Source organism: Streptomyces sp. NBC_00057, from assembly GCF_045041165.1.
In the GTDB taxonomy this organism is placed as follows: Bacteria; Actinomycetota; Actinomycetes; order Streptomycetales; family Streptomycetaceae; genus Streptomyces.
Window position 1 is genome coordinate 1,807,473 of record NZ_CP108256.1, and the last position, 19,946, is coordinate 1,827,418.

Annotated in this window: 20 protein-coding genes and 5 pseudogenes; 10 read left to right on the top strand and 15 right to left on the bottom strand. The window is 69.9% G+C overall.

From position 1 onward, the window contains the following. The first annotated feature begins 399 nt into the window (after positions 1-399). Positions 400-1,884 carry an acyltransferase gene (locus OG953_RS08485; RefSeq protein ID WP_405683311.1) on the top strand — a complete coding sequence of 495 codons (1,485 nt, stop codon included), beginning with the start codon at positions 400-402 and terminating at the stop codon, positions 1,882-1,884. Positions 1,885-2,095: 211 nt separating this feature from the next. Here OG953_RS08485 and OG953_RS08490 read toward each other — a convergent pair whose 3' ends face one another. Then, positions 2,096-2,959 (bottom strand): IS701 family transposase, encoded by an 864-nt coding sequence (locus OG953_RS08490; protein WP_405683312.1) that lies wholly within the window; start codon positions 2,957-2,959, stop codon positions 2,096-2,098. On the opposite strand from OG953_RS08490, the pseudogene OG953_RS08495 reads away from it, so the two are divergent. The 8 genes and pseudogenes from OG953_RS08495 to OG953_RS08530 all read left to right on the top strand — a co-directional run. Continuing rightward, a pseudogene (locus OG953_RS08495) lies at positions 2,889-3,087 on the top strand (ISAzo13 family transposase); the annotation flags it as partial. The gene OG953_RS08490 and the pseudogene OG953_RS08495 overlap by 71 nt on opposite strands. 35 nt (positions 3,088-3,122) lie before the next feature. Then, the gene (locus OG953_RS08500; protein WP_405683314.1) at positions 3,123-3,281 is read left to right on the top strand and encodes a hypothetical protein; all 159 of its coding nucleotides are present in this window, start codon (positions 3,123-3,125) and stop codon (positions 3,279-3,281) included. Between the two features lie 181 nt (positions 3,282-3,462). Then, positions 3,463-3,789: an alpha/beta fold hydrolase gene (locus OG953_RS08505; RefSeq protein ID WP_405691729.1), complete on the top strand. Its 327-nt coding sequence runs from the start codon at positions 3,463-3,465 to the stop codon at positions 3,787-3,789. After that, positions 3,786-4,082, top strand: a complete 297-nt coding sequence (locus OG953_RS08510; RefSeq protein ID WP_405683315.1) for a hypothetical protein — start codon at positions 3,786-3,788, stop codon at positions 4,080-4,082. The genes OG953_RS08505 and OG953_RS08510 overlap by 4 nt, the downstream gene beginning before the upstream one ends. A gap of 164 nt (positions 4,083-4,246) precedes the next feature. Beyond that, positions 4,247-4,981 (top strand): annotated as a pseudogene (locus OG953_RS08515) (cation:proton antiporter); the annotation flags it as partial. A gap of 46 nt (positions 4,982-5,027) precedes the next feature. Beyond that, positions 5,028-5,435 carry a cation:proton antiporter gene (locus OG953_RS08520; RefSeq protein ID WP_405683316.1) on the top strand — a complete coding sequence of 136 codons (408 nt, stop codon included), beginning with the start codon at positions 5,028-5,030 and terminating at the stop codon, positions 5,433-5,435. A gap of 105 nt (positions 5,436-5,540) precedes the next feature. Further along, positions 5,541-6,494 carry a trypsin-like serine peptidase gene (locus OG953_RS08525; protein WP_405683317.1) on the top strand — a complete coding sequence of 318 codons (954 nt, stop codon included), beginning with the start codon at positions 5,541-5,543 and terminating at the stop codon, positions 6,492-6,494. Between the two features lie 52 nt (positions 6,495-6,546). Beyond that, positions 6,547-7,260: a hypothetical protein gene (locus OG953_RS08530; RefSeq protein ID WP_405683318.1), complete on the top strand. Its 714-nt coding sequence runs from the start codon at positions 6,547-6,549 to the stop codon at positions 7,258-7,260. Positions 7,261-7,297: 37 nt separating this feature from the next. On the opposite strand, the gene OG953_RS08535 is transcribed toward OG953_RS08530, so the two are convergent. The 13 genes and pseudogenes from OG953_RS08535 to OG953_RS08595 form a co-directional block, all read right to left on the bottom strand. After that, positions 7,298-7,774, bottom strand: a complete 477-nt coding sequence (locus tag OG953_RS08535; protein WP_405683319.1) for a hypothetical protein — start codon at positions 7,772-7,774, stop codon at positions 7,298-7,300. 82 nt (positions 7,775-7,856) lie between these two features. Further along, positions 7,857-8,033 (bottom strand): annotated as a pseudogene (locus OG953_RS08540) (SpdA protein); the annotation flags it as partial. Between the two features lie 39 nt (positions 8,034-8,072). Then, entirely contained in the window at positions 8,073-8,315 is a 243-nt protein-coding gene (locus tag OG953_RS08545) for a hypothetical protein (protein ID WP_405683320.1), read from the bottom strand. 36 nt (positions 8,316-8,351) lie between these two features. After that, positions 8,352-8,513, bottom strand: a complete 162-nt coding sequence (locus tag OG953_RS08550; RefSeq protein ID WP_405683321.1) for a hypothetical protein — start codon at positions 8,511-8,513, stop codon at positions 8,352-8,354. 12 nt (positions 8,514-8,525) lie between these two features. Further along, entirely contained in the window at positions 8,526-9,539 is a 1,014-nt protein-coding gene (locus OG953_RS08555) for a TIGR03842 family LLM class F420-dependent oxidoreductase (RefSeq protein ID WP_405683322.1), read from the bottom strand. 13 nt (positions 9,540-9,552) lie between these two features. Continuing rightward, the gene (hydA, locus tag OG953_RS08560; protein WP_405683323.1) at positions 9,553-10,941 is read right to left on the bottom strand and encodes a dihydropyrimidinase; all 1,389 of its coding nucleotides are present in this window, start codon (positions 10,939-10,941) and stop codon (positions 9,553-9,555) included. 217 nt (positions 10,942-11,158) lie between these two features. Continuing rightward, positions 11,159-11,632, bottom strand: a pseudogene (locus OG953_RS08565) (amidohydrolase family protein); the annotation flags it as partial. A 495-nt stretch (positions 11,633-12,127) separates the two neighbouring features. After that, a pseudogene (locus OG953_RS08570) lies at positions 12,128-12,999 on the bottom strand (aldehyde dehydrogenase family protein); the annotation flags it as partial. Positions 13,000-13,074: 75 nt separating this feature from the next. Next, positions 13,075-13,554: a thiamine pyrophosphate-dependent enzyme gene (locus OG953_RS08575; protein WP_405683324.1), complete on the bottom strand. Its 480-nt coding sequence runs from the start codon at positions 13,552-13,554 to the stop codon at positions 13,075-13,077. Continuing rightward, positions 13,535-13,798 carry a hypothetical protein gene (locus tag OG953_RS08580; protein ID WP_405683325.1) on the bottom strand — a complete coding sequence of 88 codons (264 nt, stop codon included), beginning with the start codon at positions 13,796-13,798 and terminating at the stop codon, positions 13,535-13,537. Before OG953_RS08580 ends, OG953_RS08575 begins: the two co-directional genes overlap by 20 nt. Before the next feature lie 117 nt (positions 13,799-13,915). Next, positions 13,916-15,199 carry an aspartate aminotransferase family protein gene (locus tag OG953_RS08585; protein ID WP_405683326.1) on the bottom strand — a complete coding sequence of 428 codons (1,284 nt, stop codon included), beginning with the start codon at positions 15,197-15,199 and terminating at the stop codon, positions 13,916-13,918. Further along, complete coding sequence (locus OG953_RS08590) at positions 15,196-16,038, bottom strand: nitrilase-related carbon-nitrogen hydrolase (RefSeq protein WP_327271931.1); 843 nt, start codon at positions 16,036-16,038, stop codon at positions 15,196-15,198. Before OG953_RS08590 ends, OG953_RS08585 begins: the two co-directional genes overlap by 4 nt. A gap of 844 nt (positions 16,039-16,882) precedes the next feature. Then, complete coding sequence (locus OG953_RS08595; protein ID WP_114247546.1) at positions 16,883-17,152, bottom strand: helix-turn-helix domain-containing protein; 270 nt, start codon at positions 17,150-17,152, stop codon at positions 16,883-16,885. A gap of 41 nt (positions 17,153-17,193) precedes the next feature. Here OG953_RS08595 and map point away from each other — a divergent pair, with 41 nt between their 5' ends. After that, a complete protein-coding gene (gene map, locus OG953_RS08600) occupies positions 17,194-17,961 on the top strand; it encodes a type I methionyl aminopeptidase (protein ID WP_405683327.1) in 768 nt (255 codons plus the stop codon). 155 nt (positions 17,962-18,116) lie between these two features. Here map and ggt read toward each other — a convergent pair whose 3' ends face one another. Further along, on the bottom strand, positions 18,117-19,925 hold the full coding sequence (gene ggt, locus OG953_RS08605) for a gamma-glutamyltransferase (protein ID WP_405683328.1): 1,809 nt from the start codon (positions 19,923-19,925) through the stop codon (positions 18,117-18,119). Positions 19,926-19,946 lie beyond the last annotated feature (21 nt).

Here is a 19,946-nt window from a genome sequence, read left to right on the forward strand (position 1 = left end):
GGACGAAGGCCCCCGGTTCAGGAGCCTTTCGCGGCTGGTTCGAGGATCGCCACGCGTTCCACGCCCTGCCGAGCCTTCTGGCCTTCGCCGACCCCGGCCGCGTCACCTACGGCAGCGACTGGCCCCACACCCCCAGCGCGAAGTCAGCCCACTTCGCCCGCATGCTCGACGCCTTCGCGCTGACAGAGGAGCAGCGCCACGCTATCGACCGTAGCAACGCGGAGACGCTCTCGAACCCGAGCTGTACTGACAGTGGCGTACCAGATGAACCCCGCGCTGGACGCCGGTCGGAAACCGCAGGGCGCTGTGCACGAGGGCAGAACCTGGTACTGCGACCCTGGTCGTCCCGAACGTCGCGCGGCTTCCGGTCCGGGTCGGTGCCGCGCGATCATCGATGGTGTGAGGGCGGAACGGAACCGCTGTGCGGACCTGCTGCGCGTGTGTGCGATCGGCGCGGTGGTGGCCGGTCACTGGCTGCTGGTCGACGTCACCTACCGGGGCGGTCGGCTGTCCGGACTCGACGCGCTCGACCACGTCGGCTGGGTCCGCTGGCCCACCCTGTTGCTGCAGGTCATGCCGGTCTTCTTCCTTGTCGGTGGGTACGCCAACGCGGTGTCCTGGCAGGCCCGTCGGCAACAGGGCGAGGACTGGCGGTCCTGGGTGCAGGGTCGGGCGGTGCGTTTGCTGTGGCCGACGACGGTGTACGCGGCGGTGTGCGCGCTCGCCGCAGTCGTGGCCCGCCTCGCGGGCGCGGAACCCGCCGTGCTGGCCCGGGCGGGCTGGCTGGTGGCGCTGCACCTGTGGTTCCTGCCGGTCTACCTGCTGCTCATCGCCTTGACCCCGCTCCTGCACGCGGCGCACCGGCGTTGGGGGCTGGCCGTGCCAACGGTGATGGCCCTGGGAGCCGCCGGGGTGGACGTGCTGGTACTGGGCCCCCGGCTGCCGGTGATCGGCTTCGCGAACTACCTTTTGGTGTGGGGGGCGATGCATCAGTGGGGATTCGCCTGGCAGGACGGAACGCTGACCACCCCGCGATGGCGATGCCGCGCCTTGGCGGCGGGGGGCGTCGTGCTCCTGGCTGCACTGCTGGGCTGGGGCCCGTTCCCCGTCGACATGATCGGTGCCGGCACGCGGGTGGGCAACACGAACCCACCGTCGATCGCCTTGCTGGCGTTCGCCGCCGCCCAGACCGGCCTTCTACTGATGGCCGAACCCGCGCTGCAACGCCTGCTCAGCCGCCCCCGCCTGTGGCAACGGGTCTCCCACCTCAACCAGGCGGTCATGACCGTCTACCTGTGGCACATGATCCCGGTGATCCTGGTGGCCGTCGCCTTCTACCCCACGGGCCTGGCACCCCAGCCCGCCATCGGCTCCATCGCGTGGCTGGCACTGCGCATCCCCTGGCTCGCTCTCCTGACCGCTGCCCTGATCCCGTTCACCCTGGCCCTCCTGCGGGCCCAGCGCCCGCTCCGCCGCCTTCCCGCAGGCGTGGGTCCGACGGCCTGGTGGTCCCCCTTGCTCCTGGTGTGTGGCCTGGCCGCTTGCTTCCTGCCCCTGACCGCCCTCGCCATCGGCGGCTTCGCTCCCGCCGGCCGGCTCGCGGCCCTCCCGCTGGTGCTCTACGCCGTCGGTCTCACGGGCATCGTGTGCTCCGGCGGCCCGCCACCTCGACGCCCCGGAGGTGGGGATCCCGAGAATGCCGGGGACCCAGGGAGCCGACAGGGGCCCGTGCTTCGGGCATGCCGACGCCCGGAGCCCCTCGACAGACGCCGTCGCAGCCCTGCCGGGCGGTGCGGCGGGGCAAGGGCATTCCGGCTTCGCGAGGCTCCGTGCCCGGTTCCGGCCACGAGTACTACAGCAGCCGGAGATCTTGAGGGTCGGTGATCGGCGGGATCGGCTGGTACTCGGCCCGAGCGCGTAGGTGGCGCGGGAGGGAATCGCCTCGGCGGCGATAGTGGCTGACCAGGGCGCGGGTTTGGTGGAGTCGGCGCCAGAACTGGCAGGTCAGGGTGGTTTCGACGGGGTGGTGTGAGGTGGGTGGCGGCCAGGCAGTGCCGGATGGTGGGGGCGGAGGGCCGCAGGAGCGGTCCGGGGATCAGCCGGTGGCCTCACTCCCGGTCGTGGTCAGGGCTTTTCCCGGGGTGGACGACTCCGGGTCGCTGTCGCTCTCCGGCTCCGGTTCGGGGAAGGCGGCGCGTTGGACGGCGAGGAAGGCGGTGGCGAGCATGCAGGCGGTGACGTGCCGGTGCCACGGGGTCCACTTGCGGACCTGGTACTGCGCGAAGCCGTCGAGCTGCTTGTTGATCTCATTGTCCTCCTCGATCTGCCGGCGGCCGCCCGCCCGTGTGATGATCTCGCTCGCCGTGGTGGCGTTGGGGGCGTGAACGAGGAAGCAGGCGATCTCCCGGTGGAGCTTGCCGTCTTTGCCGCGCCGGTTGGGATGCGGCGATCTGCGCAGGACCATCCAGTGCGTGGAGCCCTCGGCCGGCTTCTCGCCCTTGACCTCGACGGCGAACGCGGTCCAGTCGTAGAGCCGTTCACCCTTGGTGCCGAAACCACAGGGACGACGTTCCCACTGGTCGCGGACGCGGGCGTAATGAAGCAGGTCGTCGGCACGCTTCACCGCGGGGTGGCGGGGCTTGCCCGGCGGGCCGTCCAGCGGAAGATCGACCGGAACACCGAGGACGTAGGGCACGGACCGGTCATGGCACCAGGCCCGCACCTGCGGATCGCGTCCGTAGCCGGAATCGGCCAGCACCCAGGAGAAGGGGACACCGGCGGCGACGGCCTCCTCCAGCATGGCGACGGCCGGCTCGGGCTCGGTGGCGAAGCCGACCTCGTCGGGGATGCCGGCCGCCCGGCACCGCTCCCGGTCCTCGGCCCACTCCGCTGCGGCCCGTTTCCTGGGGCACGGCGGGATTCGCTCAGTGGCGGGGGCGGCTGGGGTGGCGGAGTCCACTGTGTCGCGCGGCGCACGTGAGCTGGAGCAGGGCGAGACCCCCGGGTCGGATCCGGACGCGGGGTGCGGGACGGAAGGCATTGCGGGATGCCGATCCCGGGCTGGTCCAGGCCCTGCTGGCGCTCGTCGCTTCGCCACGCGCTACGTCCCGACCAAGGTGAGGGTGTACCCGGACACGGACCACATCGAGGAGTACGGCGGCAGCATCTCCCTCGACAAGTGGGGTGCCGTGCTGGCCAGGGGCCGCGACGACTACGGGCACAACGAGATCGTCACCGAGACGCTCCGGGGAACCCCGGTGCACACGGTGGCGGCACGCTGACAGCCCACACAGACGCATCGTTACCGGCTCCCGAACGCCCCCGGGGCCGGCGACGCCCGTGTGCCGGGGCGGCCTTGGAACCGAGACCGGTGGGTGCACAGTCCCGATGAGCCCGAGCCGCAAGAGACCCGTGGTCGCTCTCGTCCCTCCCTCGTGCTGCGGCGCGGGGTAATTCCGCCGGCTGCGCCGCGCGCTGTCCGACGAGATCGACGTACGCACGGTGGAGCTGCCCGGTCACGGGCGACGTTACGCGGAGCCGTTGGTCACGAGTGCCCCGGCGGCCGTGGCCGATGTGCTGGCACAGCTCGACGGGCCCGTCGACCTCGTCTACGGGGAGAGCCTCGGGGCCTACATCGGGCTCGCGGTCGTGGCGGCGCTGGGCGGGGGGCGGCGGCCCGCGCTGATCGCAGCGTCCAACTCGCCCCCATCGGTGCAGCGGACCATCGCCCCGGCCGATGTCGACACCCTGGAATCGGCGGTCGCGACCCTGACGTCCATGGGGGCGTGATTCCCGACGAGGTGGTCAGCGATCCACAACTGGCCGCCGGGGCCTTCCCGTTGATCCGCGCGGACCTCCTCCTGTCCCGGTCCTTCGTAGAGACCACCCGCACGACGACGATTCCGGGTGACCTGACGGTCCTCGGCGGCGCATCCGACACCTCGCTGCCCGACCTGCCCGGGTGGGCCCGGCACACCTCGGGCCGCTGCTCATCGGTGCTGCTGCCCGGAGGTCATCTGCTCACCGAGACCAATCCCTCCGGGGTCGCCGCCGCACTGCACACCGCCCTGACCGAGGTCTGAGGTGGCGGTGGTCGCGCCCCACCCCTTCGGAAAGGAACACGATGGTACTCTCCTCCGGCCCCGTTCCCGGCGTGACGGATCATCAAATGCCCTTATTCATCCTGCAGATCGGCCTGTTGATCGCGGTCGCCGCGCTGCTCGGAAGGGTTGCGGCGCGCCTGCGCATGCCGCCCGTCGTGGGCGAACTCACCGCGGGCGTCCTGCTCGGCCCCTCGGTGTTCGGAAACGTCGCGCCCGGCCTTTCGCACTGGCTGCTGCCGCGCGACCCGGAGCAGATGCATCTGCTGAGTGCCGTGTCCCAGCTGGGCGTGCTGCTCCTGGTCGCCATCACCGGCGCGCACATCGACCTCGGACTGCTGCGCCGCAAGAGGCAGGCGATCGGCCTGGTCAGCGTGACCAGCGTGCTGCTGCCCCTCGCCCTCGGCTTCGCGCTGGGTCTCGTACTGCCGGTCTCGCTGATGGGCGGGGAGGGTGACCGCGGCACCTTCGCCCTGTTCATCGGCGTGGCCGTGGCGGTGAGCGCGCTCCCGGTCATCGCCAAGACGCTCCTCGACATGGGCCTGCTGCACCGCAACGTGGGACAGATCATCGTCGGAGCGGCCGCGGTCAGCGACATCGTCGGCTGGCTGCTGCTGTCGATCGTGTCGGCGATGGTGACGCACGGTCTGCGCATGGGCGTGGTGGTCGAGTCGGTCGGCTATCTGCTCATCGTGCTGGCCGTCACGGTCTTCCTCGCACGCCCGCCGGCCGCGCGGGTGCTGCGTCCCGCCGAGCGGTCGGCGCAACGCGGCTTCAGCCTCTCCCTGATCTTCTTCATGATCACGCTCAGCGCCGCGGGTACGCACGCGCTGGGCATGGAGCCCATCCTCGGCGCCTTCCTGTGCGGCATCGTGGTGGGCTCCCTCGGCACAGCGAGCCGCCGGTCCCTCGACTCCATGCGGACCTTTGTCATGGCAACGCTCGCCCCGCATCCTCGCCGCGGCCGGACTTCAGGTGGACCTCACCACACTGGCCCGCCCCGGAGTGCTGATCGCCGCAGTGATCACCCTGGCCGTGGCCGTCGTCGCCAAGTTCGCCGGTGGCTACCTGGGCGTGCGCCTCGGCCGCCTCGACCACACGGAGTCCCTCGCCATCGGGGCCGGCCTCAACGCCCGTGGCGTGGTGGAGATCGTCCTGGCCTCCGTCGGCCTGCGTCTCGGTGTGCTGAACACCGCCTCCTACACCGTCATCGTCCTGGTCGCGGTGGTGACCTCCGTCATGGCCCCGCCGATCCTGCGGCGCACCACGGAGCGCATCTCCACGACCAAGGCCGAGATCGAACGGGAGCGGGAGTTCACCGCGCAGTTCGTCTGACGCACCCCGCCCCCTCCTTCAACATCCCAACTAGCCATCGGAGCTGAACCCATGGCCCGTACGTCCTCCACATCACAGCCCGGACGGTCGCACCGCCCCAGACGCGTGGGAGCGACCCTGGTCTCCCTGTGTCTGGCCGCCGTCGCCGCGGTCGGCTCGTCCGCGGGCACGGCCTCCGCCGACTCGCCCGCCGCTGCCGACCGCCCCGCCGTCACCGATGTGCCCGGCGCGTCGAACGCGTCCGAGCCGGCCCGGCAGCGTGCCCTGCTCGCCCACTGGACCCCCGAACGTATCGAGCAGGCCCTGTCGAACGAGCAGGCCCTGTCGAACGAGCAGGTCACCGCATCCGGGTCACTCCCCCGGGCCGACGCGGCACCGGTGGACGGCCCGTACTCCACCGCCGTCGGCAAGCTCGTCTTCGAGCACGCCAACGGAACTCCCGACGCGTGCTCCGGCACCGTCGTCAACAGCGAGTCCGAGGTGCTGGTCCTGACGGCGGCCCACTGCCTGCACGACGGCCCGGGCGGCAACTGGACCAAGAACCAGGTCTTCTACCCGGCGTTCCACGACGGGACCGCGCCCTACGGCGGGTTCACGGCGTGGAACATCGGCACCTCGCCCATGTGGAGCACCGGCACCAAGCCCGACTACGAACACGACTACGGCATGCTCGTGGTCAACGACAACGCCAAGGGCGAGACCGTCCTCGAAGCGGCCGGCGGCTTCCAGATCGTGCCCGACATGCGCACCGGCGAGGAGGTCACCCTCCTCGGATACTCCGGTCCGCCCTACGACGGCAACCACCAGGAGTTCTGCCAGGATCTCGTGGAGCCCACCGTGCCGCCCGTCAACATGTGGCAGGTGGAGTGCTCGAACATGAAGCCGGGCTCCAGCGGCGGACCGTGGCTGCTGGACTACGACTACAACACCGGCGCGGGCTACATCGCCGGCCTGAACAGCATCAACGACACCGGCTCCTTCATGGCGTCGCCGCGCTTCGACGCGGACATGCAGACGTTCTACGCGATGATGGAGCAGATCGGCGAAGCCCGGCCCTAGATTCTGTCGGCCCGGCCATGCCGTCCAGTCGACGGAGAGGGTGGCGGGCCCGATGAGACCGCAGGAACCGGTGTCCCCCCGCCTGCCGGCGACGCATCCCGACGGCGGCTGGGGCGCGCAGCGTCCGCCGCTGCCGGCGCCGCCCCTCGATCTCGACCCGGCGCAGTGTGACGGAGGTTCTACCCCCGTCACACTGCGCTCTCTCGTGCTGTCCGCGTCCGCATCGGCGCCGTCCGGCGTGCGCGTCCTGCGCACCGGAATCACCGCCGAGGAATGCGACGCGTGGTCGGCGGATCCGCAGGAGGCCCGGCACCAGGCGGTGCGCGGCGGGCTGCGCTCGCTCCTGGGGGCGGCTCTGGGCGCCGAACCGGTGGCCGTCGCCCTCGACGACGGCCCTTGCCCGTACTGCGGGCGGCTCCACGACTTCACCGCTGCTTCCCCGGTCGGCCGTCGGCTGCACTTCGCCACGGTCCGGCACGGGGATTTCGTCGTGTACGCGGTCTGTCGCTCTCCCGTCGGGCTCGGGCTTGCCGTGCCCGACGGGCTCGATCCCGACGCACTGCTGCGGGCCCGCAAGCCGGCCCGGCTCGCGGCACACCAGGGGGCTGTGGCCCGAGGCCGATGCTCCCGGCCCCGCGACGGTTCGGTGGAGTACATGGTGCGCTACGTCGACACCGCACCCGAGCACGGGTGCGTCGTCTCGGTGGTCTGCGAGCTGCCCCGGCCCGCGGAACACCCCGGCTCCCGGGGCCCGTCGACCGAGTGACGGGTCCCTGGAGCCGGGGTGTCTGCGAGCGCCGGTGTCAGCGCTCTCCCAGCTCCCGTCCGGTGATCCGCGCGATGGCGGCGGCCGGCTCCGGCAGATGCATCGCGTGGTGGCTGCACTCGATCTCGTACTCCTGGATACCGCCCAGGATGTACGGCTTCCAGTGCGCGGCGATCGCCTCGGGCGAGTCCACCGTCGCGCTGAAGAAGAGCGCCCGGCCCTGGAAGACCGGCGAGGTGAACCGGCGCATCAGCGCCAGGTGCTCGATCTGGATCTCCGTCATCCGGTCCACCAGCGCCTCGTGGTCGGCCATCGCGACGTACGCCTCGAACATCCCGCGCACCTCGGCCGCCGGAGCGTCCTTGCCGGCCGCGAAGAACGTACTGGGTGCGCAGTCGAGGAGGGCCAGCAGCGCCACTTCGTGTCCGCGCCGCTCCGCGCCGGCCTCCTCGTCGACGGCGTCGACGTACAGGTGCGGGATGTCGCTCGGCGGGAGTACCGCCTCATCGAGCACCAGCCGCCGCTCCGGGGGCGCCAGCAGCTCCAGCCGGCCGGCCCTGCTGTCGGGCTCGGCCGCCGCCTGCCGCAGGACGCGCCCGAAGCGCGACCAGGAGTCCGACGACGGGCAGGTCCACCATGGGAGCGATGGGGCGGGGTACGCCGAGCCTCAGTGCGAGGGCCAAGACGTTGCCGAAGGAGAAGACGAAGGCCAGGGCCGCGATGGTGGCCATGACCACGGTCACGGTGTGGCGGGTGAATCGTTCCTCCGCCATGTACGCGGTCTTCTCTCGGACACGGGATTTCAAGGGCGCTCAGGACTTGGATGGAGGGGCGACGGTGTCGTCCGGATCGGCGTCGTCGCCGGGGACGGCCCGGCCGGTCCAGTCGAGGAGCGCGTCCAGGCGCAGGTCGGGGTCGGCGGTCTGGTGGCTGGTGGCTTCCGCGACGTAGGCCGCGTCGGCGTCGGAGACGTACGGGGTGCGGAAGCAGGTGTAGCCGGGGCGGCCCTGCTTCGCCATGACGGCGACGCCGACATGGGCGAGGTCCTGCGCCACGAAGTCCCGCCGGGTATCCGGCGGGACTTCGTCGTCTCACGCGCCCTGCCGGAATCCGGCACCGGCGAGGACGACGCTCACGGCCGCGGCCCTGAGAGCGGCGACCGCGTCGATCCGCTTCGCTGGTTCCCTCGGCAGCACGAAGGGTGCTGAGATGGCGAGCGAGGGCCCGCAGCTGCGCGGCGTGGTCGACACCATCGCCGACGAAAGTCAGCTCAACGACGGGATGATCGTGGAGCCGTACGCGTCGATGGTGGCCTCGCGGGTGTCGTGCATGTCGTAGACGGCGAACTGGTCGACGCCGAGGTGCCTCAGGTGCCTCAGTTTCTCGATGTGGGCCTCGGCGGGGCCGAGGAGGCAGAAGCGGTCGACGATCTCGTCGGGGACGAAGTCGGTGGACGGGTTGTCGGCGCGGCCGTGGTGGCTGTAGTCGTAGCCGTGCCGGTCCTTGATGTACGCGGTGAGCTCCTCCGGGACCATGGCGGAGTGCTCGCCGTACTTGGCGACGAGGTCGGCGACGTGGTTGCCGACCATGCCGCCGAACCAGCGGCACTGGTCGCGGGCGTGGGCGAGGGCCCCGGCCGAGTCGTCGGCGGTGACGTAGGCGGGGGCGGCGACGCAGATGGTGAGGGCGTCGGGGTCGCGGCCGGCCTCGGCGGCGGCCTGCCGGACGGCCTTTACCATCCACTCGGTGAGGAAGGGGTCGGCGAGCTGGAGGATGAAGCCGTCGGCCTTCTGCCCGGCGAGGGCGAGGGCCTTCGGCCCGTAGGCGGCCATCCAGACGGGCAGTCTGCTGTTCTCGATCCAGGGGATGCGGACCGGGTTGCCGTCGACGAGCGCCTCGCGGCCCTCGGCGAGGTCGCGGATGACGTCGATGGCCTCGCCGAGCCGGGCCAGGGTGTTGGGTGCGCGGCCCGCGACCCGCATCGCGGAGTCGCCGCGGCCGATCCCGCAGACGGTGCGGTTGCCGTACATGTCGTTGAGGGTGGCGAAGGTGGAGGCGGTGACCTCCCAGGTGCGGGTGCCCGGGTTGGTGACCATGGGGCCCACGGTCAGCTTCTGGGTGTTGGCGAGGATCTGGCTGTAGATGACGAATGGTTCCTGCCACAGCACGGCCGAGTCGAAGGTCCAGCCGTAGCGGAAGCCGTTGCGTTCGGCGCGCTTCATGAGGCTGACGACCTGGGAGGCGGGCGGGTCGGTTTGCAGGACGAGGCCGAATTCCATGGAGGGACTCTCCTTACAGGTACTGGCAGGTGGAGCGGTGGACGAAGGCCCCATGGCCGGCGCGGCCGGTGTACTCGCGGCGGTCGATGACGAGTTCGCCGCGTGAGAGGACGGTGTCGACGCGTCCGGTGATCCGCCTGCCCTCGTACGCCGAGTAGTCCACGTTCATGTGGTGCGTCTCGGCGGAGATGACCTGCTCGGCGTGCGGATCGTAGAGGACGATGTCGGCGTCGGAACCCGGCGCGATGGTGCCCTTCTTCGGGTAGAGGCCGAACATCCGGGCCGGGGTCGCGCAGGCGATCTCGATCCAGCGGCGGCGGCTGATGTGCCCGTCGACGACGGCCTGGTGGAGGAGGTCCATACGGTTCTCCACCCCCGGCAGCCCGTTCGGGATCTTCGAGAAGTCCCCGCGTCCCAGCTCCTTCTGGCCGCGGAAGCAGAACGGACAGTGGTCGGTGGAGACCACCTGGAGGTCGTTGGTCCGCAGCCCCCGCCAGAGCGCCGCCTGGTGTTCACGGGGGCGCAGCGGGGTGGAGCAGACGTACTTCGCTCCCTGGAAGTCGGGCTCCTCCAGGTTGTCGGTGGACAGGAACAGGTACTGCGGGCAGGTCTCCCCGAAGACGGGCAGCCCCTTGTCCCGGGCGGCGGCCAGCTCGGCCACGGCTTCCTCGGCCGAGACGTGGACCACGTAGAGCGGGGAGCCGGCCACCCGGGCGAGCTGGATGGCACGGTGGGTGGCCTCGGCCTCCAGGAGGACCTTGCGGACCTCGCCGTGGTGGCGGGGGTCGGTCTCCCCGCGCGCCAGGGCCTGTTCGATGAGGACGTCGATCGCGATGCCGTTCTCGGCGTGCATCATGATCAGCCCGCCGTTGCCGGAGGCCCGCTGCATGGCACGCAGGATCTGCCCGTCATCCGAGTAGAAGACCCCCGGATACGCCATAAACAATTTGAACGAACTCACGCCTTCTTCGACGAGTCCGTCCATTTCCTTGAGCGTGTGTTCGTTGACGTCCGACACGATCATGTGGAATGCGTAATCGATCGCGCATTTTCCATCGGCCTTGGCATACCAGGCGTCCAAGCCAGCCCGGAGCGAATGCCCTTGTGACTGCACCGCGAAATCAATGACCGTCGTCGTCCCACCCCAGGCTGCGGCTCTCGTCCCGGTCTCGAACGTGTCCGACGCGAAGGTGCCACCGAACGGCAGCTCCATGTGCGTGTGCGCGTCGACCCCACCCGGGATCACATACTTCTGGGAGGCATCAATCACGCGATCGGCAGTCCAGTCCTGGCTACCCGTGGTCGCCATCGCCACGACGCGGCCGTTCTCGATCAGAACATCCACATGCAACTCTTCGGCAGCAGTAATCACAAGGCCGCCGGTAATGAGAGTTCTAGTCATACCTGAGAAATCCCTTCCCCTCGCAATACGGGACTCGGAGGGCCGCCGACCGGAACGCCGTAATGAAGGCGGTGTACCGGTCGGCGGCAGAAGCCAGTGCGACGCCAGCAACCCACGCCGCTATGCCTTGCGTCGTTCACCCCGCGACACGGGTGCACGAGGCGTCCGCACCCACTAGGTCTCCGAGTCGCCGTGAAGATCTCTGGTCACGCGAGCCAATGAAACCCTTGAAGGAGGTGACGCCCTTTGACACCAGCAGGTCCATCTCCTTGAGCGAGGAATCATTCACATCGGAGAGGATCATGTGGAAGGCGTAGTCGGTGGCACAGGTGCCGTCGGCCTTTGCGTGCCGGGCGTCGAGCCCTTCGCGGACCGCGCGGCCCACGGACTGGATGGCGAAATCGACGATCGTGGTCGTGCCGCCCCAGGCGGCCGCGCGGGTGCCGGTGTCGAAGGTGTCGGCGGCGTACGTGCCGCCGAACGGCATCTCCCTGTGCGTATGCGCGTCGACACCGCCGGGGATGACGTATTTGCCGGTGGCGTCGATCCTCCGGTCGGCGCTCCAGCTCTCGGCCGCGTCGGCGTCGTGCGCCGCGAGGGCGGCGATGCGGCCGCCCTCGATGAGTACGTCGGCATGGATTTCGTCGGACGCGGTGATGACGAGACCACCCTGGATGACGGTGCGGCTCATGTACCCCTCCTCACTGTGGCGGAATGGGTCTACGCACGTAGACAAGGTGCGTGGTGAAGAACGTAGAAGTGGGTTACCCACTGTGGCAATACCGCTGCGGCCAACCGCTGAAGACGTTTCTGTTTCACCCGCCTGGCACTCCACCGGCCCACACCGCGACGCGGCGCGGCGCCGTCCCGGGTGGGGAACGGCGTCGCGCCGCGTTGCATACGTGCGCCGCCGGCGACAAACGGTCTGCCTTCAGGAAAGGGCAGCGGCGCGTAACTCCGCGGCCAGGTGGCCCAGCAGCCGGGCGGGGGCGCCGCCGATGTCATGCGCCACCACGCTGCCCCCAGCGGTCGAGGAGCCGGGCGGAGAGCCTGCCCTGGGCGGTCGGGCTGACGCCCTGTCGCGCCAGATACAGGAGGAGGACGGGGGACCGTGAAGTCTTTGGCAGGTAACGGACAAAGGCGGCGGTTGACGTCCGGGCGACGGGTGAGGTTCGACGGGCCCTGGCTGGCGCTTGACGCGAATCAGCTTCTTGTTGGCGAACTCGTCCATGCCGTACCTGCCGAGTTCACGGCCGATCCCGGACCGCTTGATCCCTCCGAAGGGGAGCTCGGCGGCGGTGCCGGGGGCGTCGTTGATGTACACCATCCCGGCTTCCAGGCGGTCGGCGACTCGCAGCGCGTGCTCCTCGTCGTCGCACTGGACGACCGCGCCGAGGCCGTACGGGCTGTTGTTGGCGAGCGCGATCGCTCTTCCTCGTCGGCCACTCGGTGGATGAGGGCGACGGGGCCGAACAGTTCCTCGTGGAAGGCGCGCATCCGGTCGGTCACCCCTGTGAGGACCGTCGGCTCGTGCCAGGCGCCGGGGCGGTCGATGCGGTGACCTCCGGCGAGGACCGTCGCGCCGTGTGCCACCGCGTCGTCGACCTGGGCGGCGAGACCCTCGGCGGCGGCGGGCGACCTGGTAGTAGGGATAGTTCCACGGCATGATCCCCAGGAGCGGCCCGACCGCCTCCTTGCGGACGACGGCGTTGCCACCCGCGACGACGGCCAGTTCCTCGTCGGCAAGGAAGGCGGCGCCGTTGTCGGCGTAGTAGCGGTAGATCGACACGACGATGTCGATCTCGATCCAGGCCTGTGTGACGGGCTTGCCCATCTCCTGAGTGATCAGGGCGGCATGTCGTCCCTGCGTTCGGCGTGCAGATCGGCGACGCGGTGCAGCAGCGCGGCCCGGTCCTCGACGCGGCGCCCGCGCCAGTCGGTCTGCGCGGCGGCGGAGGCGGCCAGGGCCTGGGCGATCGATACGTCGGTGGCCTGTGGATAGTGCCGGACCGTTGCTCCGATGGCCGGGTCGACGATGGCGTACTGAGTGGTGGTCATGGTGTGTACTCCCTTACGGCAGGGGGATGTTCTGGTCGACGACGACCTGGATGACGGCGGGCCTGCGCTCGTCCGTCACGGCCTTGAGCGCACGCTCGACGGCCCCGGCCGCCTGTCGTCGGTGGTTACGGTTTCGCCGTGGGCGCCGAAGGCACGCGCGTAGGCGGCGAAGTCGGGGTTGGCGAGCTGGGTGCCGCTGATCCGGCCCGGACAGTGGCGTTCCTGGTGCTCGCGGATCGTTCCGTACTGCCGGTTGTCCATCAGGATCACGAGAAAGGCCGCACCATACTGTGCTGCCGTGGCGATCTCTTGACCATTCATCAGGAACTCGCCGTCGCCCGCGATGGCGACGGTCAGCCGGTCTGGGCTCTCCAGCGAGGCGGCGAGGGCGGCCGGGACGCTGTAGCCCATGGAGCCGTTGCGCATGCTGAGCTGGCTGGGGAAGACCCGGGTCGGCAGATAACGCTGGGCCCAGATGCAGTGGTTGCCGGCGCCGAAGGTGTAGACGGCGTCGTCGGGGAGTCGTTCGACGAGTTCAGCGACGACGCTCGTCATGGCCGCCGACGCAGAGCAGCAGGTCGACCTCCTCGACCCGGCGGGCCAGCGAGTCGAGCCGCCCGTATCCCAACTGGCCCACCTCCACGGTCGCCCGGGGGTCGAATGCCTGGTCGATCCTTGCCCGGTCGCCGGCGTCGCACCCCTCGTACATTCCGGTGAGGACGGCCCAGACAGCGTCGGCGTCGGCCGCCGATGCGCCGGGCCTGGCGGTGGACGGGAGAGGGAGGGTGTTCTCGGGCATGGTGGTGCTCCTGGGCGGACACGGGGGTGCGATCGCTGCACGGGGGTGTGAGGGCGGCCAAGCTACACAGCCGCCTACCGGCCGCCACCCACACCCCCGTCGCTCATCCGTCGCTTCTCATTCCACCGATCGAAGAGCCTCGGCCAGGATCTCCGCTCCCTCCTCCGCCTCCGGGATGGTCAGCGAGAGCGGCGGTGCGATCCGCAGCACGCTGGTGTTGTGGCCGCCGCCCTTGCCGATGAGCAGGCCGCCCTCCCGTGCCGCTTCGAGTACGGCGGCGGCTGCCTCCGGGTTCGCCTCGTCGGTGCCGGGCTTCACCAGCTCGATGCCGATCATCAGTCCCCGGCCGCGTACCTCCCGTACACACTCCGAGGCCACGCCGATCGCACGCAGCCGCTCGATCAGCAGTCCGCCGACTCGCCGTGCGTTGCCCTGCAGATCGTGTTCGAGGAGGTACGAGAGGTTGGCGAGGCCGGCCGCCATGGTGACCGGGGAGCCGCCGAAGGTCGAAATGGAGTTGGCGTCGAGGCAGTTCATGACGTCGGCGCGGGCCACGACACCGCCGATCGACATGCCGTTGCCGATGCCTTTGGCAAAGGTGAGGATGTCCGGCGGCCCGTTCTCGCCGTGCGCCTGCCAGCCCCAGAAGTGTTCGCCGGAGCGGCCCCAGCCGGTCTGCACCTCGTCGGAGATCCACAGGATGCCGTGGCGGTCGAGGACCCGGCGGAAGGCCGCGTACAGGCCGTCCGGCGGTGAGGTGAACCCGCCGACGCCCTGGATGGGTTCGGCGATCAGGGCGGCGGGCTCGCGGGTGTGGCCGAGCAGGTCCTCCAGGTCGGCGACGCAGGCCGCGATGAACTCCGCGTCGCCGAGTTGCGCGTACGGCCCCCGGGTGCGGACGCCGCCGTGCACGTACAGCGTCTGCAGCGGCGACAGATTCGTGGGCGACCAGGCGCTGTTACCGGTGATGGAGACCGCGGAGAAGGATCTGCCGTGGTAGCTGTTGCGCATCGCGAGGATCTGGTTCGACCTGCGGTACGTGGTGGCGAGCAGCAGGGCAGTGTCGTTGGCCTCGGTACCGGAGGTGGTGAAGAACACCCGGGCGTCCGGGATGCCGGAGAGCGTGGCGATGCGTTCGGCCAGCTCGACCATCGGGCGGTTGAGGTAGAGCGTGGAGGAGTGGATGATCCGCCCGGCCTGCTCGCTGACCGCCTTGGTCACCTCGGGCAGGGCGTGCGCGGTCATGGTCGTGAGGATGCCGCCGAAGAAGTCGAGGTAGCGTCTGCCGTCGGCGCCCCAGACATGGCGGCCCTCCCCGTGGGTGATCTCCACGGGGTTCTTGTAGTAGAGCGCCAGCCAGTCGGGGCTGACGGCGAGATGGCGTTGGTGCAGGCTGCTCACGGCTCCACCAGTCCTTCGTACGCGTCGGGTCGGCGGTCCCGGTAGAACGCCCACTGCTGGCGAACCTCGTCGATGAGCCCGAAGTCGAGGTCGCGGACGAGGAGTTCCTCCTCCTTGTCACTGGCGACCTCGCCGACGAACTGGCCGCGCGGGTCGACGAAGTAGCTGGTTCCGTAGAAGTCGTTGTCGCCGTACTCCTCCTGGCCGACGCGGTTGATCGCGGCGACGAAGTACTCGTTGGCGACGGCGGACGCGGGCTGTTCCAGCTGCCAGAGATAACTGGAGAGGCCGCGCGAGGTGGCGGACGGATTGTACACCAACTGAGCTCCGTTGAGACCGAGTTGGCGCCAGCCCTCCGGGAAGTGCCGGTCGTAGCAGATATAGACACCGACCTTGCCGACGGCAGTGTCGAAGACGGGCCAGCCGACGTTTCCGGGCTTGAAGTAGTACTTCTCCCAGAACCCCTTGACCTGCGGGATGTGATGTTTGCGGTACTTGCCGAGATAAGAACCGTCGGCGTCGATGACGGCAGCGGTGTTGAAGTAGAAGCCGGACTGCTCGATCTCGAAGACCGGCACGACGATCACCATGCCGGTCTCGCGGGCGAGTTCCTGCATCCGCCGGACGGTCGGCCCGTCCGGGACGGCCTCGGCCCAGCGGTAGTGCTCGGGTTCCTGCACCTGACAGAAGTAGGGGGCGTTGAACACCTCCTGGAAGCCGATGATCTTCGCGCCCCGGCGGGCGGCCTCGCGCGCATGCTCCTCATGTTTGGCGATCATGGATTCGGTGTCGCCGGTCCAGGTCGCCTGGACAAGTGCGGCGCGTACGACTTGGGACATGAGCTGCTCCTTCGACGCGGCGTCAGAGAGCCTCTACGCGTTTCTACGCCCGTAGACACGTGCGTAGAGGAGAACGTAAGCCCCGTCACACAGCGGGGCAAGACCATCGCCGCGAACCAGCGGAGTCGATCACGTTTCACACCCGTGCGGTCCACATGTTCCTTCACCTTCCGGCTCGGAGAGCAGATGCCATGATGGCAAAATTTGTCGAAGAGGGGCCGCTCGCCGCGCTTGCCTGCGCGATTCCGTCAGCCGTCGGGCCTGGCCGGAGATGACGCGCTCGGCGTGACAACGGCATCTCCGGTGACCCCGGCGGAGCATGCCGAGTTCGGTGACGCACGGAACCTGTGGATCAGCGACTCCGTACGACGGGCCCGGACCCGACGCCCGCGCAGCCCCGGCTCCCGGCTCCCGGGCCGTTGGTGCCCCGCGCCGGTTTGCACTCTCGGCGGGTGCCACCTCGTCCAGGTCTTCGGCGGCAGCGTCGTCCGGGGTCGTCGTTCCGCCCGCTCCGGCCGCCCGCAGGCGCTGGCCCGCGTACGTCTGCTCCCGCAGCATCAGCTCCAGCCGTTCGACGAGCATCTGCCGTCCGCCGGGCCGCCGGTCATGGGCGGCCACCGAGGCGGAGTACAGCTCGGCGGCCCGTACCGACTCACGCTGTGCCGCGCACCGCCGCCAGGTCCTGGAAGAGCGACTCCATCACGTCCCGGGGCGGAATCTCGACGCCGTCGAGACAGGCGCGTATCCCTGCGGGATCGCGGCGGCAGAAGACTCCGTACCACCCGCCGGGGTCCAGAAGCGCAGCAGGGCCGGACAGGCCGGCCCCGCGCGGGACCTCGCGCCCCTACCCGGCCAGCGGCACCACATCCGGCTCCGGGGCGCAGCGGGTGAGCAGTTCGTCCATCGAGAGTCCGAGCGCCCCGGCCAGCGCCGCGACGGTGAAGAAGGCGGGGGTCGGGGCGCGGCCGGTCTCGATCTTGCGCAGCGTCTCGGCGGAGATTCCGGCGCTCGCCGCGATCTCGACCATGCTGCGCCCGCCACGCGCCTCGCGGAGCAGTGCTCCCAGGCGTTCGCCGCGGCGGCGCTCTTCCGGGGTCAGGGGCGTTCGTACCATGCCGTCATTCTAATACCGCTGCGACCGGTATAGTAATTGGCATGGTGCAGCTCAAGACAGACACATCCATCGAAGCGATGCGCGAGACCGGCCGGGTCGTGGCGCAGCTGCTGACGGCCGTGCGGGAAGCGGCGGCGGTCGGCGTCTCGTTGCGCGAACTCGACGAGGTGGCCCGCGGGGTCCTCCGCGAGGCGGGCGCCGGGTCGCCGTTCCTGGACTACCGGCCACATTTCGCCCCCACCCCGTTTCCCGCCGTGATCTGCGCGTCGGTCAACGACGCGATCGTGCACGGCATCCCGACCGACCAGCGGCTGCGCGACGGCGATCTGGTGAGCATCGACGCAGGCGCGACGCTCGATGGCTGGGCGGGCGATTCGGCGATCAGTTTCACCGTCGGGCGCGCCCGGCCGACGGACACCCGGCTGATCGACACGGCCTTCGCAGCGCTGGAGGCGGGGATCGCGGCGGCGGTCGTCGGCAATCGGATCGGCGACATCGCGCATGCGATCGGTACGGTGTGCCGCAGCGCCGGTTACGGCATTCCGGAGGGGTTCGGCGGCCATGGCGTGGGCCGGTCGATGCACGAGGACCCGGCCGTCCCCAACGAGGGACGACCGGGTCGCGGCATGCCGTTGCGGCACGGAATGGTGCTGGCGATCGAGCCGATGCTGATCGGCAGCGGCAAGGACTCGTTCCATCCGGACCGGGACGGCTGGACGTTGCGTACGTCCGACGGCAGCCGGGCGGCGCACGCCGAGCACACGGTGGCGATCACCGACGACGGTCCGCGCATTCTGACCGCGCTGTGATCAACCAACCCTCGTTCGCGTCCAGTTGTTCTGGATGAACTGCTTGGCGAGGGCCGCACCGGCGGTGACGGCGGCACTGTGAAGAACGCAGAAGGCTGGTTCCTCGTGAAGCTTCACGAGGAACCAGCCTTCTGCCTATGGTTATTGACGTACCGTCATGGCCGCCCGCTCGGCTTGACGACCACGGCCGAGCCCCCGCCCCGGCGGACCTTCTCCGCGGCCGCCAGCCACCGTCCGTCCGGCAGCCGCTGCACACCTGTCGCCGCCCCGATCTCCGGGTTCAGCTTGAAGACATGCCCCAGCGACTCCAGTTCCGCCCGCACGGGGCTGTTCCACAGCCCTGGTTCGAGCTCCGTCGTCGCCGAGTTGCGCTGGCTGGCGCGCGGCGCCGCGATGGCGTCGACCAGCGGCAGCCCGCGGTCGACCTTGCCGATGAGCACCTGCAGCACGGTCGTGATGATCGTGGCGCCACCCGGCGAGCCAAGGGCCAGCACCGGCTCACCGTGCTTCAGCACGATCGTCGGCGAGATGGACGAGCGCGGACGCTTGCCCGGACCCGGCAGATTCGGGTCGTGGACCGCCGGATCGGCGGGCGCGAACGAGAAGTCCGTCAGCTCGTTGTTGAGCAGATAGCCGCGCCCCGGAACGGTGATGCCGCTGCCGCCGGTCTGCTCGATCGTCAGCGTGTACGCGACGACATTGCCCCACTTGTCGGCCGTCGTCAGATGTGTGGTGTTCTCCCCCTCGTACGTCGTCGGGGCGGCCGTGCCACCGGCCTTGCAGTCGGCCGGGTGGCCGGGGTCTCCCGGCGCGAGCGGGCTGGTGAGCACCGCATCATCCTTGATCAGGCATTCCCGCGAGTCCGCGAACCGCTGGCTGAGGAGCCCCTGCGTCGGTACGTCCTCGAACGCGGGGTCGCCGACCCATCGCCCGCGGTCCGCGAACGCGATCCGGCTCGCCTCGATGTAGCGGTGCAGATACTGCGCCTCGCTCGCCTTCGAAAGGTCCGTTGATTCCAGGATGTTGAGTGCCTCGCCGACGCTTGTACCGCCGGACGAGGAGGGTGCCATGCCGTACACATCGAGACCGCGGTAGCCGACCTTCGTCGGTGCCTGCCGCAGCGCCCGGTAGGACCGCAGGTCGTTGGCCGTGAGGTCGCCGGGACGCACGACCCGGGTGGCCTTCGGGTCCACGGGCGGGTTGCGTACGGTCCGTACGACGTCGTCGCCCAGCTCGCCCTTGTACAGCTCGTCGATGCCCTTGCGGCCCACCTGTTCGTACGTACGCGCGAGATCGGGGTTCTTGAAGACGGAGCCGACCACCGGAAGTTGACCGCCCGGCAGAAAGAGCTTCCTGGTCGCCGGGAAGTCGGCGAACCTGGCCTGATTCCCCTCGGTCTGCGAGCGGAACGTGCTGTCGACGACGAAGCCGTTCCTGGCGAGCCGCTCGGCCGGCTTCAGCACCTGCCGCAGCGACTTGCTGCCCCAGGTGCCGAGCGCGGTGTCCCAGGTGGCCGGGGTGCCGGGGGTGCCTACGCTCAGTCCACTGGTGACCGCGTCGGCGAAGGCGAGCGGCTTGCCGTTCTCCAGGAACAGCGAGGAGTCCGCGCTGCGCGGTGCGGTCTCCCGGCCGTCGATCGTCTCCACGGTGTGCTTCTTGGCGTCGTAGTAGACGAAGTAGCCGCCACCGCCGAGACCTGACGAGTAGGGCTCGGTGACACCGAGCGCCGCCGCGGTCGCCACCGCGGCATCCACCGCATTGCCGCCCTTGCGGAGCACCTCGATGCCGGCGGCCGAGGCATCCGCGTCGACGCTGGCGACCGCCCCTCCGTAACCCACCGCGACAGGCGACTTGGGCGGTGGTGCGGTCGGTGGTGCAGACGAGGACGGGGCGGCTGCCACAACCGTGGCGACAGCGGCGAAAACAACCGGCAACGACACATTCCGTGCGACTGAACGTCGCATGCGCACCTCCAGTGAAGGATT